Here is a 23,882-nt window from a genome sequence, read left to right on the forward strand (position 1 = left end):
ACCCACCGACCGCGACCGCCCGCGCCGTCAGAGGCACACGATCGGTCCCGATTTTTCCGCAGTTCCGGCCGGTGATATCCGTCCGACACCGTGCGCGTTATCGCGCGCTGGCACGTCGCGACTGAAAAGAATTAACCTCCTCGGAGCGGAACACACGCCCAATAGATGGCCAAGGACGTCAAACCGACTCGGAAGAACCTGATGGCGATCGAGGATCGCATCGAGCTCTCCGAACGCGGGCACGACACCCTCGAACAGAAGCGGGACGGCCTCATCATGGAGTTCATGGACATCCTCGATCAGGCTCAGGACGTCCGCTCTGAGGTGTCGGACGACTACGAGCGCGCCCAGCGAAAACTCGACATGGCGCGTGCGATGGAGGGCGACGTCGCCGTTCGCGGTGCCGCCGCGGCGCTGAAAGAGCACCCCGAGATCACCACCCGATCGAAGAACATCATGGGCGTCGTCGTCCCGCAGATCGAGTCCTCGAAGGTGAGAAAGAACCTCGATGAACGAGGGTACGGTCTGCTCGGCTCCTCGGCACGCATCGACGAGGCCGCCGACGCCTACGAGCAGCTGTTGGAGACGATCATCCTCGCCGCCGAAGTCGAGACGGCGATGAAGAAGATGCTAGAGGAGATCGAGACGACGAAGCGCCGCGTGAACGCCCTGGAGTTCACCCTCCTGCCCCAGCTGTACGAGAACCAAGAGTATATCGAACAGAAGCTCGAGGAGCAGGAGCGCGAGGAGATCTTCCGTCTGAAGAAGATCAAAGCGAAAAAAGAGGAGGAAGAAGCCGAAGCAGAAGCCGAAGCGGAGGCGGCCGCGGACGCGGCAGCCGCCTCGGCGGACTGATCGCCGACCGATCTTTGCAGGAACCGTTCGACAACCGACGGTTCGTCGGCCGTTGTTAAGTGATCGCACCGCCAGCCATAGGTATGGCCTGTCCACGCTGCGGGGCGTCGGTCGTCGCGTTCGCCGTCCCGGATCGCCTCATTGACCACGCACCGGCGTCCGAGGCGGCGATCTGTACGCGGTGTCTGTCGACGTTCGCGGGAAGCGAGGCGGGAGCGAGTCCGACGGCATCGCCGGACTTCTCCGCGGTCGACGACGCGTTCCCGGACGGCGATGCGGGGGTCGCTCTCGCGCTCGCGTGCGGGCTGTTGGAGTCGTTCGCGCTCAACCGGCCGTCGATCGAGGCGCTGTTGGCTCACGCGGAACGCGAGGGAGCGGACGTCTTCCTGTTCTTCGAGCGCCTCGACGCCGATGACGCCGCGTTCGATCTCGATCGCCGGCGAGCGGCGCTCGACGACGTGTTATGAGCCCGCCCAGCGGCGTCCGCGGACGGTGCGTATCGCGGGAGCGGGACCGCGTCGTCGACGATCGCCGCCCCTTTTTGTACCCGCACGTCGACGAATCGGGTATGAGCGCGACGGATCGACTGAACGTCGGGTGGGAGCGGTGACCGACCTCGTCACGTTCGGCGAGACGATGCTCCGGTTCTCGCCGCCTCGTGGCGAGCGACTGGAGCGGACGCGCGAGTTCGACGTCCAAGCGGGCGGTGCGGAGAGCAACGTGGCGGTCGGCGCGGCGCGACTCGGCGCGGACGCCGCGTGGTTCTCGAAGCTTCCGGACTCGCCGCTCGGGCGGCGGGTCGTGAGCGAGCTCCGGAGCCACGGCGTTCGGACGGGCGTGTCGTGGGCGGACCCGGAGACGAGTCGGCTCGGAACGTACTACCTCGAACACGGCGGCGACCCGCGCGGAACGAACGTGATCTACGACCGCGCCGACACGGCGATCACCACGGTCACGCCGGAGGAGCTTCCGACGGGCGTGTTCGACGCCGCGGAGCGGTTCCACACGACGGGGATCACGCCCGCGCTCTCCGAGACGGCCGCGGAGACGACGGCGGCGCTGTTGCGCGCGGCGGGCGAGGCGGACGTGACCCGATCGTTCGACCTGAACTACCGATCGAAGCTGTGGTCGCCCGCGGCGGCGAAAACGGCGTACGAGGGACTGTTCGAGCACGTCGATACCCTGTTCGTTCCGCGGCGGGACGCGCGCGAGGTGCTCGACCGGGAGGGCGACGCCATCGACATCGCACACGGGCTCAGCTCCGAGTTCGACTTCGACACCGTCGTGGTCACTCGGGAACTCGAAGGGGCGATCGCGCTTCGCGACGGGGCGGTCCACGAACAGGACGTGTTCGAGGCGGAGACGTTCGACGCGATCGGAACCGGCGACGCGTTCGTCGCCGGCTTCCTCGCGAAGCGACTGGCGGGCGGCGACGTCCGGGCGGCCTTGGAGTGGGCGGCTGCGACCGCCGCGCTGAAACGCACCATCGGTGGCGACGTCGCGGTCGTGACGCGCGAAGAGGTCGAGAGCGTCATCGACGGCGCGGACGGAATCGACCGGTGAGGACGGAGTCGACCGGTGAGGACGGAATCGACCGGTGAGGACGGGACCGATCGAGACGGATGCCGGATCGGTGCGGATCCCGGAGCGCCTGCCGGCGTAAGCAACCCTTAGTACGCCGGCGATGTCGTATTCGATATGCACGTCGTCGTCATCGGAGCGTACGGGAGTGCCGGGGCAGCCGCCGCCGAGGAACTCGCTCCGCACGTCGGAAAGCGAATCGAACGACTCACGCTGGTCGACAACGGCGACCCCGGCGGCGGGCTCTGTATTCTCGAAGGGTGTATGCCGTCGAAGGAGCTCTTGTCCGCCGCCGCCCACCGGTTCGAGGGGCGCGACGACGGTCGTCTCACCGGCGAGCCGCACGAGCTCGACTTGGAGCGGGTCGTCGGAGAGAAGAACGATCGAACCCGCGGGTGGGCACAACATCGCCGAGCGTCGATCCACGAGCTCGCCGAGACGGACGGGATCGAGTTCATCCACGAGCCCGCACGGTTCGTCGACGATCACACGGTCGAGGTCGGCGGAACGCCCGGCGGCTCCGGGGACGGCGAGGTCATCGAGGCCGACTACGTGTTGATCGCGACGGGGTCGGTTCCGAACGTCCCGACGATTCCCGGCTACGACGACCTCTCCGAAGAGCGCGTGTACACGAGTGAGGACACCCTCCACGCGACCGATCTCCCGGACACCGGCGTCGTGATGGGGTTCGGCTACGTCGGCATGGAGATGGCTCCGTACCTCGCGGAGGCCGGCGTCGACGTCACCGTGATCGAACACGACGAGCGACCGCTCGACGAAGCCGACCCCGAATTCGGCGACGCGCTGCTGGATATCTATCGCGAGGAGTTCGACATCGAGATCCGGACGGAGGTGTACGAGACGTCCATCGAGGAGACGGACGAGGGCGTCCGACTGCGGCTCGACGACGGGAGTCACGTCGACGCCGAGGCGGTGTTCCAGTTCACGGGGCGGAAACCGAACCTCGACCCCCTCGAATTGGCCACCACCTCGCTGGAGCCGGCGGCGGGATGGATCGACGCGACGCTGCGGCCGCCGAACGACGACCGAACGTTCGTGATCGGCGACGTCAACGGCCGGGAGCCGATCCTCCACGTCGCCAAGGAACAAGGGTATCAGGCGGCGGAGAACGTCCTCCGACACGACCGCGGCGAGCCGGCGAAGCCGTACACGAACGTCCACCACCACGTCGTCTTCTCCGGCGCGGGCGTGTACCCGTTCGCGCGTGTCGGCCACACGCCCCGATCCGCGACCGAAGCCGGCCACACGACGGTCGTCGCGACCCGCGAGGCGAGCGACGACGGCGTGTTCAAATCCAAGAACGTCCCGCACGGACTCGGTCGGCTCGTCGTCGACGCCGACGACGGTACCGTCCTCGGTTGGCAGGGACTTCACTACCACGCCGACACGATGGCGAAGACGTTCCAGATCGCGGTGGAGATGGGGTTAGACGTCAGGGAGATCCCGGATCGGGCGTACCACCCGACGCTGCCGGAGACCGTCGACGGGCTCGTCAGGGAGTGTGCGGCGGGCGTCGACGAAGAGTAAAACGGCACCGCAACGAGAGAAACGAGACGTCGGCTGGAAGTTAGTGCGTCGAGGAAACCGAAGTCGGGGTGCCGAGCTACTGAACGTCTCGCTCGTCGGCCGCGTCGAGCGTGATCTCCGTCACTTCGACGATCCGGTCGTCCGCGAGCAGGTTCTCGATGGCGGAGTCGGGCACGTCCTGGTCGAGGTTGTAGACGGTGATCGCTTCACCACCCTGCGTCTCGCGGGCGTTGAACATGCCCGCGATGTTGACGTCGTGGTCGCCGAGAACGCTTCCGATGAGCCCGATGACGCCCGGCTCGTCGGAGTTGCGTGCGACGAGCATGTGACCGTACGGGACGGCGTCGACGCGGAACCCGTCGATACGGACGATCCGCGGGTCCTCGCCCGCGAACAGGGTCCCCTCGACGGCGAGCTCCGTGTCACCGTTTCGGACGGTGACGCGAACGAGGCTCTGGAAGTCCTCGGTCTGGCGGGTCTTCGACTCCGTCACCTCGATGCCGCGGTCCTCCGCGAGCTGGGGGGCGTTAACGGAGTTCACCTGCCACTCGAGCGGCTCGAACACGCCTTTCAGCGCGCTCGCGGTGACGAGCTCGACGTCCTCGGCGGCGATGTCACCCTCATACGCCACTTCGATCTCGGTGACACGCCCGTCGAGCAGCTGTGCGGCGACCTTTCCGGCGGTCTCGGCGACCGCGAGGTACGGCTTGATCCGGGGGAACGCCGTCTCGTCGACGGACGGCGCGTTCAGCGCGTTCAACACGGGTTCGTCGTTGAAGGCCGAGACCACGGCCTCCGCGGTGTCGACCGCGACGTTCTCCTGGGCCGCCTCCGTCGCCGCGCCGAGGTGCGGCGTGACGACGATCTCCTCGACGTCGAGCAGCGGCGACTCGGGATCGAGCGGCTCCGTCGCGAAGGAGTCGAGTGCGGCACCCGCGAGCACGCCGTCGTCGACGGCGGCCGCGAGCGCGACCTCGTCGACGATCCCGCCGCGCGCACAGTTGATCAGATACCCCCCCTCGAGCTGGGCGAGCTCCTCCTCGCCGATCATCCCCTCCGTCTCGGGAAGCAGCGGGGTGTGAATGGTCGCGAAGTCCGCGCGAGCCAGCGTGTCGTGGAGGTCCTCGACGAGCTCCGCGCCGAGCCGTTCGGCACGCTCCTCGGAGATGTACGGATCGTACACGACCAGATCCATCCCGAGCGAGTCGAGTCGCTTCGCGACCTGCTGGCCGACGCGGCCGAGCCCGACGACGGCGAGCGTCTTGTTGTTCAGTTCGGTCCCGAGGAACTCGCCTTTCGCCCACTCACCGTTGACGAGGCGGGCGTGTGCCTGCGGGATCGAGCGGGCGGCCGCGAACGTCATCGCGACGGTGTGTTCGGCGGCGGCGCGGACGTTCCCCTCCGGCGCGTTCGCGACGACCACGCCGTGATCGGTCGCCGCATCGATGTCGATGTTGTCGACGCCGATTCCCGCACGGCCGACGATGACGAGCTCCGATGCCGCCTCGAACAGATCCCGGTTCACGTCGGTTCCCGACCGGACGATAAGCCCGTTGACGTCGGACACGGCATCGAGAAGCGCCTCGCCCTCGATGTCGTAGGCGGTTTCGACCTCGTACCCTTCTTCACGGAGTCGGTCGAGACCCGCATCAGCGATCGGGTCCGTCACGAGTACCTTCATGTCCGTACGGAGCCACGGCGCGGTGTTAACCCTTTCTCAATCGCGCCGTTTTGCCGACCGGTGCGATCCGTGTCTGTGGGTTAAAAAACGGGGTAGAGAGAAGAATATACCCACAATTGTGGATAGGAAATCGGTGTTCTCGAAGCGCCGTACGCACCGATGTTCACTCACGTTCGGGCCGGCGTTCACCGCCGTGACGGCGCTCAACGGAAACGAACGGAGTGGCGACACCGGCGTGTGCACGGACCACCGACCGAGCGTGTCGCGGAGCGAGCGTTCACAACAGGCCGTCGTCGTCGAGGATCGGCCGCCTCCCGAGCGCTCCCGGCGTCCCGCCGGACTGGATGATGTTGAACGCCGTCATCAGGTCGGACCGGGAGATGAGTCCGACGAGCTCTCCACGGTCGTCTATCACCGGCAGACGACCCACCCCGTGTTCCTGCATGGTCTGGAGGGCGGCCATCGCGTCAGCGTCGGGCGTTACCGAGGCGATATCCGTCTCCATCACGTCCTCGACCCGATAGGCGTCGCGTTCGACCTCCTTGATCGACCGGGCGTCCTCCAGCGTCACCATGCCGACGAGCTCTCCTCCGTAGAGGACGGGATATCCGGTGTGTCGCTCGCGGAACATCCGGTCTATCAGCTCCGAGACGCTCGTCTCCTCGCTGACCGTATGAAGGGCCTCGCGCCGCGTCATCACGTCGTCGACGGTGACGTTCTCGAAGGCGGCTTTCAGCGTCGTCTGCTGGGCCTCGCCGGACGCGGCGATGTAGATGAAGAACGCGAGCAGGATGAGGATCCAGTTGCCGAACAGGCCGACGATCGCCATCATGAACGCGAACACCTTCCCGATGGCCGCCGCGCGCTGGGTCGCCTGCGCGTGCGGCTGGGTGCGAGCCATGAGCGCCCGGAGGACGCGCCCGCCGTCCATCGGGAACGCGGGCAGCATGTTGAACACCGCGAGCACGACGTTCAACAGCGCGAGGTAGCCGAACACGAACAGGACCGCGTTCGCACCGGCGGGCGCAAGAACGAACACGCCGTAACAGGCGACGCCGACGGCGACGCTGACGATCGGCCCGGCGATCGCGATCCAGAACTCGTGTTTCCAGTCCTCCGGGAACTCCGTGAAGCTGGCGAGCCCGCCGAGCAGCCACAGGGTGATCGAATCGATCTCGTAGCCGTAGCGCATCGCGACCAGCGAGTGACCGAACTCGTGGAGGAGCACGCCGACGAACAGTCCGATCGCGGCCGAGAGACCGAGTATCCACGGCGTGTAGCCGGCGCTGACCGCCGCCAGATCGATGTTCGCGCCCATCGACTGGTTCATTATCTCGGCTATCGTCGCCACCTCGGAGCCGATGAGGAACGCGAAAAACGGCAATACAAGCAGAAACGTCCAGTTGAGCCTGATCGGGATGCCGAAGGCGCTCCCGACCCGAATACCACGCATACGCCCCCGTTAGGTCGGGGACCGCTTAAACGTCGGGTGCCGATCGGTTTTAATCTCGTCCCGGTCGACCGGTCACACATGAGTGACGCGACGAACGACGACGCGACGAATGACGACGACGCGACGAGCCACGAGATCGAACCGGTTCTCAGACGCGGTGACGACGTGATCGACGAGCCCGTCGACGCCGCGAAGGGACTCCGCAAGGGTGTCCTGATCGACGAGTCCGACGGCGCGCCGACGTTCGCGATCAGGCGGTTCGAGCTCGACGCCGGTTCGGAGGTCCCGCGACACACGAACGCGGTCGAACACGAACAGTACGTGCTCGCCGGCGAGTACGTCGTCGGCCTCGGCGACGAAGAGCACGTCGTCACCGCGGGCGACGCCTTGTTGATCCCGGCGGGCGTCGAACACTGGTATCGCAACGACGGCGACGAGACGGCCGCGTTCCTCTGTGCGGTCCCGAACGGCGACGACGAGATCGAACTCGTCGAGTGAGGCCATCGGCCCCGGAGAAACTCACACAGCCTCCGAGCCGCTCGACGATCACCGATCGAGCCACTCGACGCCGTCCACGACGTCGACGAACGCCGAGCCGAACGCACTCGCCGGCGTCGTGAACCCCGCGGGGGCCTCGCCCGAGAGGACTCGGTCGGCCGCCGCGAGCGACGTCTCGACGGTGAGGACGTACGGATCGGGCGTCCGGAGCCGCTCGGAGACGACCCGTCCGTCGTCGGTCCGCGCTTCGCCCCACACGTACACCTCGTTTTCCGCCCGTTCCGCGGGCGTCGGGCCGTCGACCCTCGCGGCGACGATCCGATCGAGGAGCCATCGAACGGGACGCGTCCGGAGCAACGGGGCGAGGGGACGGACGAGACGGACGGTCCGGACGAGTCGCGGATGCAGCGCCGCGTACACCGTCACGTTCCCGATCTCCGTGGTGTGAGCCGCGGTGACGACGTCGCCCCACGGAACCGCGATCGCGTCCCGCTCTCCGCGGCCGAAGTCGATCCGGCGACTCGATCCGCCGGCCGGAAGCCGAACGAGCGCGCCGTCCTTTCGAACGACGACGCCCGCACCGAGCCCGCGGACGGCCGTTCGAGCGGTGCCGCGCGAGACCATGCCGTCGGCGTCGAACCCGAGTGCGAGTTCGGTCGCGTCGGGCAGGCGTTCGACGAGCGCGGCCGCGAGACAGTCCGTCGGAACCACGTCGAAGCCGACGCCGGGGAGGAGGGTCACGTCCGCATCCGTCGCGTCGTGGTCGCGCTCGGCGATCGACCGGAACACCTGCCACTCTCCCGTCACGTCGAGATAGTCGGTCCGGCCCTCGATGCAGGCGTCGACGAGCGGCTCGGCGGTCGCCGCGAACGGCCCGGCGCAGTTGAGGACCGCGTCGACGTCGCGGACGCTCTCCGCGACCGCCTCCGGAATCGCGAGGTCGAACTCGCGGACCGAGCACCGGAGCTCCCGACCGAGATCCCGTACGGCGTCGCCGTCACGACCCGCGAGGATCGGGTCGCGTCCGCGGTCGACGGCCGCCCGAGAGACGAGTTCGCCCGTGTAACCGTACGCACCGTATATGAGGAGGGTCACGTCCGGAGACAGGGCACCCGAACGGTTGAAACCCCCGCAGGACACGCGGTGAGCGACGTCGACACCGCGTGTTCTCACGACGGATCGGTACACCGCCGTCGGCGTCCGAAGCGGCGGAGTGTATCGGAGTCGCCCTTCATTCCCCCATCCCCAGCCGATCCCGTCTCGCCCCCTTTTAAGAGTCGAGCGGTCGAAAATCCGTCCATGTCCGACACGTTCGACCGGCTCGGCTACGGGACGTACAAACTCGCGGACCGCGAGGAGTGCGTCTCGGGCGTCGTCCACGCGATCGAGACGGGGTATCGTCACGTCGACACGGCCCAGATGTACGACAACGAGGCGTACGTCGGCGACGCGATAGCGGAGGCACCCGTCGACCGTGACGAGCTGTTCGTCGCGACGAAGCTGAACACCGGGAACCTCGCGTACGACGACGCCGTCGAGACCGCCGAAGCGAGCCGCGAGAAACTCGGTGTCGACTCGATCGACCTCCTGTACGTCCACTGGCCGACCGACACGTACGACCCCGACGAGACCCTACCCGCGCTCGATCACCTCGTCGACGAGGGCGTGATCGACCGCGTCGGACTGTCGAACTTCCGGCCCGACCAGCTGGAGACGGCGATCGACCGGCTCGACGCCGACCTGTTCGCGCATCAAGTGGAGTGTAACCCGTTCTGTCAACAGGAGCGGCTCCGCGAGTACGCCGTCGAACACGACCACTGGCTCGTGGCGTACTCGCCGATCGCGCGCAACCGGGTTGCGGAGTCCGAGGTCATCCGGGAGATCGCCGAGACACACGAGACGTCACCCGCGGCGGTGAGCCTCGCGTGGCTGCTCTCGAAAGAGCGTGTCGCACCGATCCCGAAGGCCGCCTCCCGCGAGCACGTGGCGGCGAACTGGGCGGCCCGCGATCTCGAACTCACCGCTGAGGACGTCGCCCGGATCGACGACATCGACCGGGAGGAACGAGTCGTCGACTTCGAGGCGGCCCCCTGGAACCACGGGTGAAAGGACAGCCGGCTCCGTTGAAGTCCTCAGCGAGTGCTACATTGTGGCCCGGGTGCTGTCAATACAGACACGGCAGCGATCGACGGCGGGAGTGAGTGTTGCAGGTCGTCGGTCGCGATACGGTATTTAAACGACCGTGAGCGATGGTGACGGTTCCTTATAAAGATCTGATGCGGTGGCGTCGCCGGCGCGACGCGCCGGCTGCACGCGAGAGCCTCGCTCTCGCCCTGCGCGCCCGTGAGCGGCCGTCAGGCCGCGAACAGCCTCGCGCGAGGGAGTCAGGGGCGGTCGCCGAGCGGTTCCGGCGACCGCCCCTGACGAGGCTGGGGAGGCGTGAGGTGCGGTCGCGGTGCCGTGCGGGGCGGGACTCAAAGGGGCAGCCGGCAGCGAGGCCGCCGGAGGCTGGGGATTTGGCGGTGTTCGCCGCGTCGCCAGCAGCAACGATCCATCGATGATCGACGGAGACGTCGAGCGTGCCAAACGGACCGACGCCGGACGCAACGGCGTATACCCGATCACTCCCACCGACCTCGTTCTCGCGCCCTTTTTGAGCCGCACCCACGTACGAGCAGTAGTGACCGTTACGAGCGTCCACGATCCGACCCACCGCGAGGCGCTGTGGGAGCTGGAGTCCGCCTTCGAGCGCGGCGACCTCATAAGCGTCTTCGGGCGCTGCACGGTCTCTTATGAGGGTCGCGCCGCCTCCGAACTCGGCTCCGGAGCCCGTCTCGTGGTGTTGAAACCGGACGGGGCCGCCCTGGTCCACACCGACGAGGGCCGGACCCCGGTCAACTGGCAGCCGCCGGGTTCGACGCACCGCGCCGCGGTTCGCGAGGGTCGCCTCCGGATCCGATCGGAGCGGACGAGCCCGGTGGAGACGCTGACGGTTCGCTTCTCCGACGTCCATCAGCTGTCGGCGATGTCCGTCACCGGCGGCCGTGACCTGGAACTGCACGGCAGCGAGGAGGACCTCCGGACCCGAATACTCGAACGACCGGAGCTGGTCGAATCGGGGTTCGAGCCGCGCGAGACGGAACGCCCCTCGAGCGCCGGTCCGATCGACGTGTTCGGGGTCGACGAGGCGGGGCGGCCGGTCGTCGTCGAACTGAAGCGTCGACGAGTCGGGCCCGACGCGGTCGGACAGCTGAGCCGGTACGTCACCGCGCTTCGGGAGGAGTTCGGCGACGATGGCCGGGAGGGAGAGACGGCGAACGCGGACGTTCGCGGCGTCCTCGTCGCGCCGTCGGTGACGGAGCGGGCCGCGGGGCTCCTCACCGACCGCGGATTCGACCACGTCGCGCTCGCTCCGATCGTCGACGGGGGAACGGAGGCACAGGGGGATGTCGAGGACGAGACCGAGGCGCAGGGGGATGTCGAGGACGAGACCGAGGCACAGGGGGATCGAGAGGAGACGGGCGGGAGCACTGCTGCGCCGGAGTAGCTCCGCGATCCCGACACGGTACCCCGTGACCGATACGCACGGGCACTCCGATGCGGTATCGAAGGGTTTATCGCCGCAGCGAGGGCTACATCGGACAAGTAGCCATGTCTGACAAACCCGCCTCTATGTATCGGAAGATCGACAAGCCGTCGTTCACCCGACGCGAGTACATCACGGGTATCCCCGGCTCGAAGATCGCCCAGCACAACATGGGCGATCTCTCGTCGGACCCGGACGATTACCCGGTCCAGATCAGCCTCCGCGTCGAGGAGGAACTGCAGGTCCGCCACGGCTCGCTCGAGAGCTCCCGGCTCTCGGCGAACCGCCACCTCATCAAGGAGCTCGGCGAGGGCAACTACAAGATGACCCTCCGCAAGTTCCCCCACCAGGTCATCCGTGAGAACAAGCAGGCGACCGGTGCGGGTGCGGACCGTGTCTCCGACGGGATGCGACAGGCGTTCGGCAAGCCGGTCGGAACGGCCGCCCGACTGAAGGCGAACGACATCGTGTTCACGGCGTACTGCGACGTCGAGCAGGCACCCGTGGTGAAGGAAGCGTTCCGCCGCGCGTACAACAAGCTCTCGCCGCCGTGCCGGATCACGGTCGACCGCGGCGAGGAGCTGCTCGTCTCGTAGCGTCCCGAACGTTCTTTCGCACTCTCGCTCCGCCAGCCACTGCATTACCGGCGGTCGGCGGATCCGCCTCGACCGCCTGCACCTCAACGCTCCGCGGATCCGACGCGTTCTTTCGCACTCTCGCTCCGCCAGCCACTGCATTACCGGCGGTCGGCGGATCCGCCTCGACCGCCTGCACCTCAACGCTCCGCGGATCCGACGCTTTAAAACGCCGTCCCCGGCTATCGCCGCGCAATGAGCCTTGTCGTTACCGACACCCGCTCGGACGATCGCGTCGAGTTCACGGCCGACGGCGACGTGACGCTGTACGTCTGTGGGCTGACGGTGTCGGACGACCCGCATCTCGGGCACGCCCGCCTGTGGTTCCACGCGGACGTCGTCCACCGCTGGCTTGAGCATCTCGGCTACGACGTCCGCCACGTCGAGAACGTCACGGACGTCAACGAGAAGATCACCGCCCGTGTCGGCGAGCGCGACGAGTGGGTCGAGGAGCGTGACGTCGCGGAGACGTTCACTGCGAGCACGTTCGAGGCGATGCGCGGACTCAACCTTCTGCGCGCGGAGGTGTACCCCCGCGTCACGGAGCACGTGCCCGAGATAATCGATCTCGTCGAGACGCTGATCGAGAAGGGATACGCCTACGAGTCGAACGGCTCCGTCTACTTCGACGTCACGAGCTTCGACGACTACGGCGCGCTCTCGAACCAGAACGTCGACGATCTGGAGGCGCAGGGCGAACCCGACGAGCGCTCCGAGAAGCGCACCCCGGCGGATTTCGCGCTGTGGAAGGCCGACGGCGTGAGCGAGACGGCGGTCCGGGAACACGCCAAACACGACCACGGCGAGGACGTCCCGACCGGCGAGACGTGGCCGTCGCCGTGGAGCGAGGGTCGTCCCGGGTGGCACGTCGAGTGCTCCGCGATGTCGACGACGCATCTCGGCGACACGCTCGACATTCACATGGGCGGTCGCGACCTCGTCTTCCCGCACCACGAAAACGAGGTCGCTCAGTCGACCGCGGCCACCGGCCACGAGTTCGCCCGCCACTGGCTACATGTCGGACTCTTAGCGATGGACGGCGAGAAGATGTCCTCGTCGATCGGAAACTTCTGGACCGTTCCGGACGCGCTCGACGAGCTCGGCGTGAACGTTGTCAGGACGTTCTACGCCGGGGCCGCGTACCGCTCGGAGCAGGCGCTCACCGAGGAGACGATCGCGGAGGCGGAAGAGCGGTGGGACCGACTCTCCCGGACATACGATCGGGCGGTCGAGGCGCTCGACTCCGTCCATGCTCGGAGCACGGCCGTCGACGACGACCTCCGGGCGGCGACGTCGACCGCCCGCGACGACTTCGAGACCGCGATGAACGACGACTTCAATCTTCGAGAGGCGACCGCCGCCCTCCTCGATCTCACGGACGCCGTGAACCGGCACGTCGACGCGGGTGTCGTCACCGACGGGAACGGCCACCCGGACGCGTCCGACGAACCGGACGCGTACGATTCGGACGCGTACGATTACCGGGGGCTCCGCGAGGCGGTCGAGACGTTCGAGGAGCTCGGCGGCGACGTCCTCGGACTCGCGTTCGACACCGACACCGCCGACGGCACCGTCGAGCTCGCGGGCGAACTGGTCGAACTCGTTCTGGAGATCCGTGAGGCGGAGCGCGAGGCAGGCAACTACGAGCGCGCGGACGAGCTCCGGGACGCGCTCGACGCCGTCGGCGTCGACGTCGAGGACGGGCCGGACGGCGCGAGCTATCGGCTCGACTGACGAGTACTCAAAAAGGAAAGACGTTCCGTCCGATCCGGATGCGGGTGATTCCGTCCGATCCGGATGCGAGTGGCTGTCTCAGGCGCTGGCGTCGTAGCCTGCCTTGGCGATCGCGTCGATCGCGGCGTCGACGTCGACGTCGCCCTCGACGGTTGCGGTGCCGGCCTCGTGGTCGGCGGTTACGGATTCGACGCCCGGGAGCGCCGAGAGCGCGTCCGTCACGTTCTCCTCGCAGCCACCACATGCCATTCCGTCGACCTCGAAGGTGTGCATGTCCGGACCTTCGAGCGCAACGGTGAATTACGTTACTCTTCCGGTGTCCGTTTCCGTCTCGCCAGCGTTGTCCGCTACTCGACGTCGATCCGGTGTCTGTCGTCGTCCTCGTCGGGGGACTCCTTGGGGAGCGTGACGGTGAGGACGCCGTTCTGGTACGTCGCGGACGCCTCCTGTTCGATCACGGCCGCGGGGAGGTCGATCGATCGGGTGACCGACTCGTGGCGGCGCTCGCGTCGCAGGTATCGCTCGTCACCGCCCTCGTCGACGGTGTCGCGATCGGCGCTGATCGTCAGATGGCCGCCCTCGGCGCGGACGTCGATGTCCTCGCGGTCGTAGCCGGGGAGGTCCGCCATCACGACGAACTCGTCGTCGTAGTCGGCGACGTCGACGTCCGCACTACGAAGGTCACGACCCCACATTCGGTCGCCCGCGAACGGGGTTCGGCCGAAGAACTGCTCTATCTCGTCGAAGGGGTTCGATCTGTTCATACTGATCACTACTTATAAGGTCGGGAGCGGTATTAAACTCGCAGGAACCGTTGATAGCGTGGCTCACGGGGCTTCTCGTCCAGAAATACCCCTCTCTCCTCGATCTCTCGAACACCGATCTCTCGAACACCGATCTCTCGAACCCGAGTCGGGAATGGGACCGTCGCCGATCAACTGATGTCGATGCTGTGTCCGCCCGACTCAACGCTCGATCGCTTCGGGAGCGTGACGGTGAGGACGCCGTTGTTGTACGTGGCGCTCGCTCCGTCGCGATCGACGGGTGCCGGGAGACGGACTCGGCGGGAGACGGCGCGCTTTCGGCGTTCGCGGACGTGGTACTCGACGCCGTCGCCGGCCTCTTCGTCGTCCTCGTCGCTCTCGTCCGTCTCGGTCGTCTCCGTTCGCGTTGCCGCGATCGTGAGCGCGTCGTCGTGGAGTTCGACGTTGATCTCCTCACGGCCGTAGCCGGGGAGGTCCGCGGTCACCGTCACCGCATCGTCTCCCTCGACGACGTCGACCGCGACGTTTGACGACATCGGCGTGTCGAGCGTGCCGCCGAGCTCCTCGAACTCGCGGCCCATGCGCTCGAACAGTTCCTCGATCTCGCGGAAGGGATCTCGTCGGGGCATACGACCGACACTTCGGCTCGGATCGACTTGAAGCCACGGCCGGTCAGACGGATGACGCTCGTCAGTCACGTGACCGACGAACGCGGCCATCCGTACGCCGAACCGGGCGAACGTTCATACGGTTTCGCACGAGACGTCGAGCCATGGAACGGGTTGCTGTGACCCTCGATGACGAACTCGCGGGATCGCTGTCGCGATACGCGCGCCGTCACCGGGTTAACAGGGACGTTGCGGCCGAACGACTGCTGGCCTCGGCGCTCGCGGAGTGGCGACTGGACGACGCGATAACACGGTTCGCGGACGGACAGATCGGGTTCACACGTGCGGCGGACGTCGCAACCGTCGACCCGTGGCGGTTCGGAGAACTCCTTCAGGAGCGAGCCCTCGACGCGATCGAGGCGAACGATCGGACGGCGACCGGCGGCGATCGCATCGATGCGCCGACGTCGCACGTATCGTGCGCGACCGTCTCCATCTCGGATCGACCGTGATCGAGGGTGCGGACTGACCGCGAGCGGGTGACGATCTGCTCTCCGCGACCCCTACGGGTCACGCGATCCGACGCTCGGGACCCGTTTCGTGAGCCGATCGACGGCCGCAGCCGCCGTGCTCTCGGGTGCGGATCGGACGACCGGTCGCTCCGCCTCGACCGAGCGGCCGACCCGTGGATCGGCGGGAACGACTTCGACGGGTGCACCGAGCGCGTCGGCGATGGCCTCGACGGGCGGTTCCTCCGTGACACGGTTGACTGCACAGCCGACAAGCCCTGCGTCCAACTCTCGGGCGAGTTCGCGCGTTCGGATCGCGTCGGCGAGCGCGAACGCCCGCGGCGAGACGACGATCAGGCAGGCGTCAGCGACCGCGAGGGGGACTCCGGCGTCGGCTCGTCGGCCCGCGGGACAGTCGACGACGACGGTTCCGCGCGCCCGTGTTAGCGCTCGCAGGGCGTCGTCCAGTCGCGTCAGTTCGCTCGCCCGAGCGCCCGCCAACGTCCGGCCGCAGGGAACGACGTCGACGGGTCCCGAACGGATCGTCTCGGTCACCGCCGCTCGCCCGGCGAGGACGTCGTGGAGATCCGGTCCCCTTCCCTTCGGGAGGTCCGCCATCCCCAGGTCCGCGTCGACGACCACCGCATCGAGCGCGGCGGCGACGTTGTATGCAAGCGTCGTCTTCCCGACACCGCCCTTGCCGCCGGTGATCGCGAGGATCACGAGAGCCGCCGTAACGCCGCGGTCGGTACGTCCGCGCGCTCGGCCCGCGCGGCCAGTTCCGAGGCCCGGTCGCCGAGTCGCCGCAGGCGTTCGGCGTCGTCGTCGAGGCGACCGTCGAGGTCCGCGATCGCTTTCACCCCACCGGCGGTCGCGACCACCTCCGTCGCGGTCGACACGTCCGCGTCGACGAGCCGTTCGCCCCGTTCGATCCGTCGTTCGACCGCGTCGAGCCAGTCGTCGATCCGATCCGGGCTCGTCGGTCCCACGGCCGTGTCTCCTCGCTCGTCGTTTCGGTCGTCCTCGTCCGAGAGATCGTTCGATCGGCGGTCCGCCGACGTCCGTGTGGACTCCTCGCCGGAGTCCGGGGGACGCTCCAGTTCGGAAGCGGAACGGCTGTGGGTCTCGCGACCGGGAGAGTCATCGTCTGTGTCGTCAGCCGTCGGCTTCCGGCGATCCTGATCGTCGGAGTGCTCGACGATCGCGTCCCGTGGCGGACGATACGAACCGAGTTCGCGAACCGCGGTGGCCGCGTCCGGTTCCCGGCCGTCGTCTCCCGCCGTCGTCGCATCGACGACGTCGATCTCGACCGGGGGATCGACCTCGGGTGCCGGCGAGGCGAAGCCGAGGGCCCGCCGCTCCCCCGGATCGAGTCGAATCGTCGCTCCGTCCGCGTCCCATCCGGGTTCGGGAATACCGCGGGTTCGCGGCGGCAACACGGGTCCGTCGAGCCGACTCCGCAGTCGAACCCGGCGCGTCACCGCCGCGTCGTTGTGGAGACGGCAGCGAACCAACGTCACGCCGTCCTCCCCGTCGACGCTCCACGAGAGCTCCATACGCCGGATGGCTCGGTTTCGTACTTAAGGATCGGGGCGGCGGATCGCGCCGTCGAGCAGCGTTTCGGGAGCGGCGTTCGGTCGCGCCGAGGTGAGGTCGTCGAGTACCGCCGTCGAGACGACAACCGGCTCGTCGAGCGCAGCGATCCGGACCGCCGCAAGCGACGCGGCGATCTTCGACCCGTCGTACTCGCACGGTCGCGTCCCGGCGTCGACCGAGTCGCCGCGGGGAACGGCGTCGAGCGCCTCGCGGAACGCGGGGTACGCCTCGTCGGCGAGCTCACGGCGCGCGTCCCGCCGCCGGTTCCTCAGCCGGTCCCGCAGTCGGAGGCGGCGCTCTCGCGCATCGCGCGTATCGGCCGCCCGCTCGCGTCGGCGCTCGAGCGCCTGCTCCGCGGCGACCCGCTCCGTCCGTGCGATCGATAGCGCTGCGGCGGCCTCCTCGAGCTCAGCGAGGGCGGCGTCCGTCGCAGCGTCCATCGACCGGCGGGCGCGAACCTCCCCGCGGGCGGCCGCGACGCGCTCTTTCAACCGATCCTCGTCGCCGGTCGCCTCGGCGAGTCGCTCGCGGGCGGCTTCGAGGTCGACGTCGGGGACGTCGACGGCGGCGAGTTCTCCTCGGAGCTCACGTATCTCCGCCGCCACGGACGACTCGTGGTCCCGCGACCGCGCGGCTGCGGCGAGCTCCCGCCACAACGTCTCGCCGGTCGGGACCCGACCGAGCACGTCATGCGGATCGGGAATGGGCGGTTCGGTGCCCCCGTCTTCGCCCCCGTCGTCCTCGTCGCACCCGCAAGCGGTCGCGAGGTCGGACGGCGACGTCACAGCTCTCTCCGTTTCAACGTCTCCGGATCCGGATGGTCCGTTCCCGCAGCGAAGGCGGCGTACGGGGTCGCCTTCGCGTCCCGATCCGCGTATGAACGCGCCGCGTCGCGGACCTCGGCGTCGACGTCGGCGAACTCGTTGAACGGTACCGTGCGCTCGACCTGTACGTCGCCGCCGTGCGCCTCCCGAAGCCGTAAGGCGAGGAACGCGCCGTACGCGGTTGCATCCAGCAGCGCAGCCCGTCCGAACCGCCGGACGACGTGGTCGTCATGGCTCCGACAGACGTTGCGGAGCCCCATCCGTGCCGTCTCCGAGTAGGTCACGACCAACAACACGGGCGGCGGTGGTCCATCCGGGAAAATAGGCGTTACGAACGACGAGCGTTTTTAAATCCGTTCGATGTCGAAGGTCGGGGGACCCGTCGCGTCCGGATCGATCCCGGCGGCGGCCAACACGCGCTCCCGCGCAGCGGGTTCCGAGGGAGCGATCACGACGGTCCCGTCGACCGACTCGTCGCCGACCGCGCGAAACACGTCGTCGTCGCCGTCGAACTCGGTCGCGTACGTCCGAAGGATCGCTGCGACGCGACGTTCGGTCGCCGCGAGGTCGGCGTCGCCGTCCTCGAACGCCCGGAGCGCGTCCTCGACGTTTCGGAGGGCGGATATCCGGTCCATCTTACGTCGTTCGGAGGTGGCCCTGCTTGGGCTCGTACACTTCGCCTTTCGTCCGGAGCTTCTCGATCTCCCGCTCGGCTTTCCCTTGATCCATGCCGATCTCGCCGGCACGGTCGAGCACCTCCTCGACGGGTGCGCCCTCCTCGTACTCCTCCTCGATGTCGGCGATGAGCCCCTTGATATTCTTGATACGGTCGCGCTGGCTCTTCGAGGTTCCCGTCTCGACGACGTCGGCGTCGAACTGTCCCGTCTCCGGGTCGACGCCGATGTCCTGGAGACACGACTCGACGATGTCGGTCGCGCGGTCGGCGTCCTTCCGTTCGACCGTATCCGAGAGGCGGACGCGTGCGCTCGCCTCCGCGAGCCGGACGAGCGCCTCCAGCTTTCGAGCGGTGACGGGGACGGGAGCGTCCTCGTCGGCCCCCTTCGAGCGTAAGTCGACGTAGAACTCCTCGATCAGCTCTTTCGCCTCCTCGGTCATCGTCGGATAGCAGTCGCGTTTGGCGTGGGCGATGTACTTTCTGAGCAGGTCGGCATCGATCTCAGGTGCGACCTCGTCGGTGACGTCCGCGACCTCCTCGGCGGTGAACTCCGAGCTCGGGAGCTGCTCGCGCTGCGTGTTGAGCTCGCCCGCGTAGTTCGTCTTGATGATGTGCTGGGCCAGCCGGGCGTCGTGTTCCGGGTCCGGCTGGTCGGTCACCGTGAAGATGAGGTCGAACCGCGAGATGAGCGCGGGCTCTAAGTCGATCTGCTCGCCGATCGGCTCGTACTGATCGAACCGGCCGTACTTCGGGTTCGCCGCGCCGAGCAGCGAACAGCGCGATTTGAGCGTCGCGTTGATGCCGGCCTTGTTGACGCTGATCTGCTGTTGTTCGAGCGCCTGGTGCATGGCCGACCTGTCTTCCGGTCGCATCTTATCCAGCTCGTCGACTGCGGCGATCCCCTTGTCGGCGAGCACCAGCGCGCCTGCCTCAAGCGTCCACTGTTGGCCATCGCCGAAGTCGTCGCGGACCGCCGCGGCGGTGTTGTGAGTCACGAGACCGTTTCCGATAAAGTTGTGCGTTTCCGGGACCGTGAGATCGAACACTTCCTTCTCGCCAGTACGTTCGGCGGCTACGACCTCGTCCCATACAAGATCTGCCTCCACAACCTCTTCGACGGTGGGTTTAATTTCACCGAGGGCAACTTCGTCGATAATTGATCGAGCGCGACTCCGACTCGGGTTGTCTCCACGGTGTATACTCTGCCAGTACTTGCCGGCTCCACCGTCGGTCCGAGCAAGTGCGTCAGCGACCGGGACTCGTTCACCTCGTCGCTTTGCGTCACCAACTATCGCGTTAAGCTCTTTTGACTTCTCGGACGACCGAAATCCGATACGATCTGCGAATTCGTCAAGATTCGTTCCGTAGATCGAGAGATGAGTCTGCACAGAGGTCGATTCAATTTCGTATCTATCGTCTCGCTCGTACGTGCCTCGCCGGTCACGTTCACGAGTTCGCGAACGGATCCCGTAGGTTTCGAGCATCAGCCGTACCTGTTCAGCAAGGTCGCTACATGTGGTCGAAAACTGGACGCTGGACCCGCCGTTTACCCGGCCACACACTGCACCGTCTGCGTCGAACAGACCCTGTAAAAACGCGTCCGCATGTTCCGCGACCGTAAGTTGCGGGTCAAGTGCAATGTCGTTTTTCGGTGACTCGACACCAACATTGCTAAAGAACCGGGCGACAGTAGCGCTATGGAGTCTAATACAGGGAACCCGGTCATCTTGATACTCGATCGTGACTTCCTTATCAAATTTCGCGTTGATTATGTCGGATGCGCGAGCCAGTAGTTCTTCGTCGGAATTGGAGATTCGGACGTGACCTCGATTATCTCCGCGACGGGATACCATCACGTCGCCATCGCCGAAAACGAGACCAATAAGATACATCAGATCGGCATCAAACTCGTCGGGGATTGCGACGCTATCACCATGGCGAAGCATCGCACGTTCGATGTCTATCTCGTGTATGTCGACATCGATCGCAGTGAGGATCCGACTCAGTCGATCGAGTGGAAGATGACGATTTGATAGCGAATCGTATATGAAATCCTCCGGCAGACTAAGCGCATTGGCGGCGTCTCGTAGGGTACCGAACTCATCACGAAGTCGTGTTCTTACGAACTCGGTTGACTCATTCGTTGGTTTGATCTTCTCTTCAGTGAATTCGACGAACGTACGGACGGAGGGAGACGAACGTTCGATGTCAGTGTATTTCGGGACCGCAATCTGTTCCCCGACGCTGACATCAGCTATGTTTCGCCACTCCAGACCGTTCTCATTGCAGACCAGCACTGGCGTGGACATTGACGCTTCCAACTGTTTTCCGTGTGCGGTCTCTATCCGGCGGCAGGGCTTTTCGGGCATCCGCCAGACGTGAGAGCTTTCCGTGAGTTTGACGTCTCCCGCATCACGGTCAAAACTATATAGCTCGTGCGTCGCTTCCACAGCAGTTTCGTCGTTCACCGGATCGGCGTGATATTGGGTTGCGATATCCCGGATCGGAACGAATCCATTAGCTGTGTGGATCCTCGTGTCTCCAGTAACGCACAGCCCCGCCGAACTGGACCCCTTCCCCGACGTGTACACCGACCTCGGCGCTATTTGTCGAATGTATGATAGGAGCTGAGACTTCCCGGTTCCGGGATCCCCGATAAGGAGCATGTGGAGGTCGCCGCGGATCCGCGAGCCGTCGGGGAGGTGTTTGGTGACGCCCGAGAACAGCTGGAGGATCATCGCGAGTTTCTCCTCCTCGTAGCCGTAGATGGCGGGTGCGATGGAGGCGATCATCGCCTCGTAGATGTCCTCGCGGTCGGAGAGCTCGATGATCTCGCGTTTGTCCTCCTCGGTGATGTCCATGTCCTCGAACTCCTCGTCCTCGATGGAGATGGCGACGCCGTCCATGTACAGATCGAAGATGGCGGACTTCTCGTTGCCCTGCTCGAGCTGCTCGATGTGGAGGACGCCGACGGCGGTGACGTGGTCGCCCGGACTCACTAGTCCGGTGATGTCGTCCTCGATGTCGACGTCGATCGACTGGGGGGTCTCGCCGCCGCGGAGCCCCTCGGGGGACTCCTGGATCCGGAGCTTCTGGGAGTCGATGAACTCGGACTGATCGAAGTTGACCCGGAACGGGCCCTGTCGCTCACAGCCTTGGCACTCGTGGGGTTCCTGGAACCCGCCGTCGGTTTGGGGGATGTACGTCATCGTTCCGCAGCGCTGACACTCGAAGGCGGCCTCGGTCACCTTCGGGCGGACGTCGGTCGCCTTGCGGACGATCCCCTGAACCGAGACGAGCGTGCCGATGTGGTCGTCGTGGACGCGGATCCCGCGGATGTCGATGTTCTCGGGGAGGTTCTCGACACGAACGTGTGCGCGACCGAGACTGACGTCGGCGGGGAGGTCGTACAGCCGGAGCGCCTCCTCGGCGTACTCACGCATCTGGTCCGGTTTGGTCCGGAAGTCCTCCGCGAGGTCGCGGTCGAACTGGTACAGGTCGTCGTAGTCGACGTACAGCGACCGCTGCTCGTTCGGATACCGCTGTGCGAGCGTGCCGATCTCGTCACGGTAGTAGTTCCGATAGAACTGAATGAACCGCTCCGTGAGGTCCTGATTCCCGGCCTGAGCCATTACGACGGTCCTTCGTCGGCATCACGTATGAACCTCATGCTCGCGGGGTGGAAGTGGACGAGGGGGTGTCTCGTGAGTCGCCTCCCTCACGAGTCGCCTCCCTCACGAGTCGCCTACCCCGCGAGCTGCTCGCGTCCCGGCGCGATCAGGCGGTCGAGGTATTCCGAGAGCGCGCCTTTCGCGTCGGCCGGGTGCAGTTCGCCGGACTCCAGGTCGGCTTCGAGCGCGTCGTACGTCTCGTAGGAGAGGTCCCCGCCGTACTCCTCGGGGCGCTCGACGACGATCTCGTCGAACCGGGGGAACACGTGGTACTCGAACACCTGCAGGACGGGGTTCTCGCGTTCGACGCCGTCCTCGGTCGGCTCGGGGTTCGCGGTCGGCGGACAGTACGCCTTGTTCACCTTGTCCTCGATCTCGTCGCGGGAGTCCTCCATCGAGACGGTGACGCCCGTACTGGAGGACATCTTCCCCTCGCCGCTTCCCAGGTCGGCGATCAGTGGCGTGTGGAGGCTCGTCGGTGGCTCTCGGTCGATGCTCGGAAGGACGTCGCGGGCGAGCATGTGCACCTTGCGCTGCTCCATCCCGCCGACGGCGAGGTCGACGCCGAGGTACGGGATGTCGAGCGCCTGCATCAGCGGGTAGACGGCCTGCGAGACCTTCACCGAGTCGCCCGACTTGATCTCGGCCATCGCGCGCTCGGCGCGCGCGAGCGTCGTTTCGAGCTCCAGCGCGTGGAGATCGAGCGTGTAGTCGTCGTCGAGTTGGAAGTCGGAACCGAGCACGAACTGCGTGTTCGACTCCTCGAGCCCGTACGCGATGAACTGGTCGCGCATCCGCTCTGCGGTGCGACGGATCTCCTCGAACGAGCCCTTGTCGTTGAGGTACGCGTGTACGTCCGCGAGCAACACCGTCACCTCGAAGCCCGCCGCTTGGAGATCGATGAGCTTGTTCGCGGTGAGCATGTGTCCGATGTGGAGCACGCCCGAGGGCTCGTAGCCGACGTACGCCCGCTTCCCGTCGGGGTCGTCGGCTAACGCCTCGATCTCCGCCTCGGTGACCACCTCGGCCGCGTTCCGGGTGATCAGCTCGTGGGCATCCATACTCCCGAGTGTGTGGCTCCCGAACATATGACTTCTGAATGAGCGTTGCCGAGGGTGTCGACGCCTCCGCGGGAACGATCGACGTCGACGCCGAAGCGTCGCTCGGGAGCACGCGCTCGACACGCTCCAGTGAGGATTACGAAAAATATGGGTCGATCTCCGCTACGTCAGAAGATCCGAGAACAGATTAGACGGAGATTTTAGGGGACCGTTATCGTCGTCGAGTAGACGCTGTCGCCACTCGGTCCGTAAATAAGGCGAATCGTTATACGATCGCCCGAATTTGCTCCAGTCTGGAAGGCTGCTCCGGCAGCATCGCTACTGAAGTAGCCAGTTTGGCCAGTTTGCCATGCTGTATCCCCGAGACTCGAGTTCTCGTTGACGGTCCCATACCGTTCACCATTGATACTGAGGACTAAATCACTCGCCTCGATGTCTTGTCCACCCGTCTTCTCGATGTCGAATGTGATGTTCCCTTCAGTATTATGGAAGTTTCAAGGCTAAAACCCCGCCCTTCAGGGCGGGGATACAGCCGACAACTCTGCCACTACCCACGTTCGATGGCACTGCTGGATATTCCACGACCCAGTCGTTACTATTTA

The 23,882-nt window shown here is 66.2% G+C and carries 24 protein-coding genes; 11 read left to right on the forward strand and 13 right to left on the reverse strand.

Features of this window, described 5'->3' with window-relative positions; genetic code table 11:
* Positions 1-165 precede the first annotated feature (165 nt).
* The 5 genes from ACNSN7_RS03030 (at position 166) to ACNSN7_RS03050 (ending at position 3,984) form a co-directional block, all read left to right on the forward strand.
* Entirely contained in the window at positions 166-855 is a 690-nt protein-coding gene (locus tag ACNSN7_RS03030; protein ID WP_418280549.1) for a V-type ATP synthase subunit D, read from the forward strand.
* An 83-nt stretch (positions 856-938) separates the two neighbouring features.
* Positions 939-1,322: a DUF6276 family protein gene (locus tag ACNSN7_RS03035; protein ID WP_418280550.1), complete on the forward strand. Its 384-nt coding sequence runs from the start codon at positions 939-941 to the stop codon at positions 1,320-1,322.
* On the forward strand, positions 1,319-1,465 hold the full coding sequence (locus ACNSN7_RS03040) for a hypothetical protein (protein ID WP_418280551.1): 147 nt from the start codon (positions 1,319-1,321) through the stop codon (positions 1,463-1,465). The genes ACNSN7_RS03035 and ACNSN7_RS03040 overlap by 4 nt, the downstream gene beginning before the upstream one ends.
* Complete coding sequence (kdgK1, locus tag ACNSN7_RS03045) at positions 1,453-2,418, forward strand: bifunctional 2-dehydro-3-deoxygluconokinase/2-dehydro-3-deoxygalactonokinase (RefSeq protein WP_418280553.1); 966 nt, start codon at positions 1,453-1,455, stop codon at positions 2,416-2,418. The genes ACNSN7_RS03040 and kdgK1 overlap by 13 nt, the downstream gene beginning before the upstream one ends.
* Positions 2,419-2,553: 135 nt before the next feature.
* On the forward strand, positions 2,554-3,984 hold the full coding sequence (locus ACNSN7_RS03050; RefSeq protein WP_418280554.1) for a dihydrolipoyl dehydrogenase family protein: 1,431 nt from the start codon (positions 2,554-2,556) through the stop codon (positions 3,982-3,984).
* Between the two features lie 76 nt (positions 3,985-4,060).
* On the opposite strand, the gene serA is transcribed toward ACNSN7_RS03050, so the two are convergent.
* Together serA and ACNSN7_RS03060 are read right to left on the reverse strand one after the other, a co-directional pair.
* Positions 4,061-5,665, reverse strand: a complete 1,605-nt coding sequence (gene serA, locus ACNSN7_RS03055; protein ID WP_418280556.1) for a phosphoglycerate dehydrogenase — start codon at positions 5,663-5,665, stop codon at positions 4,061-4,063.
* A 277-nt stretch (positions 5,666-5,942) separates the two neighbouring features.
* Positions 5,943-7,118, reverse strand: a complete 1,176-nt coding sequence (locus ACNSN7_RS03060) for a CBS domain-containing protein (protein ID WP_418280557.1) — start codon at positions 7,116-7,118, stop codon at positions 5,943-5,945.
* A 78-nt stretch (positions 7,119-7,196) separates the two neighbouring features.
* On the opposite strand from ACNSN7_RS03060, the gene ACNSN7_RS03065 reads away from it, so the two are divergent.
* Positions 7,197-7,616: a cupin domain-containing protein gene (locus ACNSN7_RS03065; protein ID WP_418280558.1), complete on the forward strand. Its 420-nt coding sequence runs from the start codon at positions 7,197-7,199 to the stop codon at positions 7,614-7,616.
* Between the two features lie 48 nt (positions 7,617-7,664).
* On the opposite strand, the gene ACNSN7_RS03070 is transcribed toward ACNSN7_RS03065, so the two are convergent.
* The gene (locus ACNSN7_RS03070; RefSeq protein WP_418280560.1) at positions 7,665-8,711 is read right to left on the reverse strand and encodes a saccharopine dehydrogenase family protein; all 1,047 of its coding nucleotides are present in this window, start codon (positions 8,709-8,711) and stop codon (positions 7,665-7,667) included.
* A gap of 204 nt (positions 8,712-8,915) precedes the next feature.
* On the opposite strand from ACNSN7_RS03070, the gene ACNSN7_RS03075 reads away from it, so the two are divergent.
* The 4 genes from ACNSN7_RS03075 (at position 8,916) to cysS (ending at position 13,571) form a co-directional block, all read left to right on the forward strand.
* Complete coding sequence (locus ACNSN7_RS03075; RefSeq protein ID WP_418280561.1) at positions 8,916-9,722, forward strand: aldo/keto reductase; 807 nt, start codon at positions 8,916-8,918, stop codon at positions 9,720-9,722.
* Between the two features lie 574 nt (positions 9,723-10,296).
* Positions 10,297-11,163, forward strand: a complete 867-nt coding sequence (gene nucS / locus ACNSN7_RS03080; RefSeq protein ID WP_418280562.1) for an endonuclease NucS — start codon at positions 10,297-10,299, stop codon at positions 11,161-11,163.
* 104 nt (positions 11,164-11,267) lie between these two features.
* Positions 11,268-11,798 (forward strand): 50S ribosomal protein L16, encoded by a 531-nt coding sequence (locus ACNSN7_RS03085; RefSeq protein WP_418280564.1) that lies wholly within the window; start codon positions 11,268-11,270, stop codon positions 11,796-11,798.
* A 234-nt stretch (positions 11,799-12,032) separates the two neighbouring features.
* Entirely contained in the window at positions 12,033-13,571 is a 1,539-nt protein-coding gene (cysS, locus tag ACNSN7_RS03090) for a cysteine--tRNA ligase (protein WP_418280565.1), read from the forward strand.
* 78 nt (positions 13,572-13,649) lie between these two features.
* Here cysS and ACNSN7_RS03095 read toward each other — a convergent pair whose 3' ends face one another.
* The 3 genes from ACNSN7_RS03095 to ACNSN7_RS03105 all read right to left on the reverse strand — a co-directional run bounded on the left by ACNSN7_RS03095 (position 13,650) and on the right by ACNSN7_RS03105 (position 14,964).
* Positions 13,650-13,844, reverse strand: coding sequence for a heavy-metal-associated domain-containing protein (locus tag ACNSN7_RS03095; protein WP_418280567.1), 195 nt, complete (start codon positions 13,842-13,844; stop codon positions 13,650-13,652).
* A gap of 74 nt (positions 13,845-13,918) precedes the next feature.
* Positions 13,919-14,335: an archaeal heat shock protein Hsp14 gene (gene hsp14, locus ACNSN7_RS03100; protein ID WP_418280569.1), complete on the reverse strand. Its 417-nt coding sequence runs from the start codon at positions 14,333-14,335 to the stop codon at positions 13,919-13,921.
* A 170-nt stretch (positions 14,336-14,505) separates the two neighbouring features.
* A complete protein-coding gene (locus ACNSN7_RS03105; protein ID WP_418280570.1) occupies positions 14,506-14,964 on the reverse strand; it encodes an Hsp20/alpha crystallin family protein in 459 nt (152 codons plus the stop codon).
* A gap of 143 nt (positions 14,965-15,107) precedes the next feature.
* Between ACNSN7_RS03105 and ACNSN7_RS03110 the strand changes: the two genes are divergently transcribed.
* Positions 15,108-15,455: a hypothetical protein gene (locus ACNSN7_RS03110; protein ID WP_418280572.1), complete on the forward strand. Its 348-nt coding sequence runs from the start codon at positions 15,108-15,110 to the stop codon at positions 15,453-15,455.
* A gap of 51 nt (positions 15,456-15,506) precedes the next feature.
* Here ACNSN7_RS03110 and ACNSN7_RS03115 read toward each other — a convergent pair whose 3' ends face one another.
* From ACNSN7_RS03115 to ACNSN7_RS03145, 7 genes are all read right to left on the reverse strand, one after another.
* Positions 15,507-16,175: a nucleotide-binding protein gene (locus tag ACNSN7_RS03115; protein ID WP_418280573.1), complete on the reverse strand. Its 669-nt coding sequence runs from the start codon at positions 16,173-16,175 to the stop codon at positions 15,507-15,509.
* The gene (locus ACNSN7_RS03120; RefSeq protein ID WP_418280575.1) at positions 16,172-17,008 is read right to left on the reverse strand and encodes a DUF7857 domain-containing protein; all 837 of its coding nucleotides are present in this window, start codon (positions 17,006-17,008) and stop codon (positions 16,172-16,174) included. The genes ACNSN7_RS03115 and ACNSN7_RS03120 overlap by 4 nt, the downstream gene beginning before the upstream one ends.
* Before the next feature lie 24 nt (positions 17,009-17,032).
* Positions 17,033-17,833 carry a DUF7856 family protein gene (locus ACNSN7_RS03125; protein ID WP_418280576.1) on the reverse strand — a complete coding sequence of 267 codons (801 nt, stop codon included), beginning with the start codon at positions 17,831-17,833 and terminating at the stop codon, positions 17,033-17,035.
* Positions 17,830-18,168: a DUF7855 family protein gene (locus ACNSN7_RS03130; RefSeq protein WP_418280577.1), complete on the reverse strand. Its 339-nt coding sequence runs from the start codon at positions 18,166-18,168 to the stop codon at positions 17,830-17,832. The genes ACNSN7_RS03125 and ACNSN7_RS03130 overlap by 4 nt, the downstream gene beginning before the upstream one ends.
* A 51-nt stretch (positions 18,169-18,219) precedes the next feature.
* Entirely contained in the window at positions 18,220-18,507 is a 288-nt protein-coding gene (locus ACNSN7_RS03135; protein WP_418280578.1) for a DUF7854 family protein, read from the reverse strand.
* Position 18,508: 1 nt separating this feature from the next.
* Positions 18,509-22,180, reverse strand: coding sequence for an LAGLIDADG family homing endonuclease (locus ACNSN7_RS03140; RefSeq protein ID WP_418280580.1), 3,672 nt, complete (start codon positions 22,178-22,180; stop codon positions 18,509-18,511).
* Positions 22,181-22,293: 113 nt separating this feature from the next.
* Positions 22,294-23,280, reverse strand: a complete 987-nt coding sequence (locus ACNSN7_RS03145) for a tyrosine--tRNA ligase (protein ID WP_418280581.1) — start codon at positions 23,278-23,280, stop codon at positions 22,294-22,296.
* Positions 23,281-23,882: the final 602 nt, after the last annotated feature.

This window comes from Halorubrum rarum (assembly GCF_048380895.1).
Lineage (GTDB): Archaea > Halobacteriota > Halobacteria > Halobacteriales > Haloferacaceae > Halorubrum.

What these genes read in the sequence shown, in the direction of transcription:
- ACNSN7_RS03145 (WP_418280581.1), bottom strand. Translation starts at nt 23,280, where the DNA reads ATGGATGCCCACGAGCTGATCACCCGGAACGCGGCCGAGGTGGTCACC.
- hsp14 (WP_418280569.1), bottom strand. Translation starts at nt 14,335, where the DNA reads ATGAACAGATCGAACCCCTTCGACGAGATAGAGCAGTTCTTCGGCCGA.
- cysS (WP_418280565.1), top strand. Translation starts at nt 12,033, where the DNA reads ATGAGCCTTGTCGTTACCGACACCCGCTCGGACGATCGCGTCGAGTTC.
- ACNSN7_RS03085 (WP_418280564.1), top strand. Translation starts at nt 11,268, where the DNA reads ATGTCTGACAAACCCGCCTCTATGTATCGGAAGATCGACAAGCCGTCG.
- ACNSN7_RS03135 (WP_418280578.1), bottom strand. Translation starts at nt 18,507, where the DNA reads ATGGACCGGATATCCGCCCTCCGAAACGTCGAGGACGCGCTCCGGGCG.
- ACNSN7_RS03075 (WP_418280561.1), top strand. Translation starts at nt 8,916, where the DNA reads ATGTCCGACACGTTCGACCGGCTCGGCTACGGGACGTACAAACTCGCG.
- ACNSN7_RS03120 (WP_418280575.1), bottom strand. Translation starts at nt 17,008, where the DNA reads ATGGAGCTCTCGTGGAGCGTCGACGGGGAGGACGGCGTGACGTTGGTT.
- ACNSN7_RS03030 (WP_418280549.1), top strand. Translation starts at nt 166, where the DNA reads ATGGCCAAGGACGTCAAACCGACTCGGAAGAACCTGATGGCGATCGAG.
- ACNSN7_RS03035 (WP_418280550.1), top strand. Translation starts at nt 939, where the DNA reads ATGGCCTGTCCACGCTGCGGGGCGTCGGTCGTCGCGTTCGCCGTCCCG.
- ACNSN7_RS03095 (WP_418280567.1), bottom strand. Translation starts at nt 13,844, where the DNA reads ATGCACACCTTCGAGGTCGACGGAATGGCATGTGGTGGCTGCGAGGAG.
- ACNSN7_RS03110 (WP_418280572.1), top strand. Translation starts at nt 15,108, where the DNA reads ATGGAACGGGTTGCTGTGACCCTCGATGACGAACTCGCGGGATCGCTG.
- ACNSN7_RS03060 (WP_418280557.1), bottom strand. Translation starts at nt 7,118, where the DNA reads ATGCGTGGTATTCGGGTCGGGAGCGCCTTCGGCATCCCGATCAGGCTC.
- serA (WP_418280556.1), bottom strand. Translation starts at nt 5,665, where the DNA reads ATGAAGGTACTCGTGACGGACCCGATCGCTGATGCGGGTCTCGACCGA.
- ACNSN7_RS03140 (WP_418280580.1), bottom strand. Translation starts at nt 22,180, where the DNA reads ATGGCTCAGGCCGGGAATCAGGACCTCACGGAGCGGTTCATTCAGTTC.
- ACNSN7_RS03105 (WP_418280570.1), bottom strand. Translation starts at nt 14,964, where the DNA reads ATGCCCCGACGAGATCCCTTCCGCGAGATCGAGGAACTGTTCGAGCGC.
- ACNSN7_RS03040 (WP_418280551.1), top strand. Translation starts at nt 1,319, where the DNA reads ATGAGCCCGCCCAGCGGCGTCCGCGGACGGTGCGTATCGCGGGAGCGG.
- ACNSN7_RS03065 (WP_418280558.1), top strand. Translation starts at nt 7,197, where the DNA reads ATGAGTGACGCGACGAACGACGACGCGACGAATGACGACGACGCGACG.
- ACNSN7_RS03050 (WP_418280554.1), top strand. Translation starts at nt 2,554, where the DNA reads ATGCACGTCGTCGTCATCGGAGCGTACGGGAGTGCCGGGGCAGCCGCC.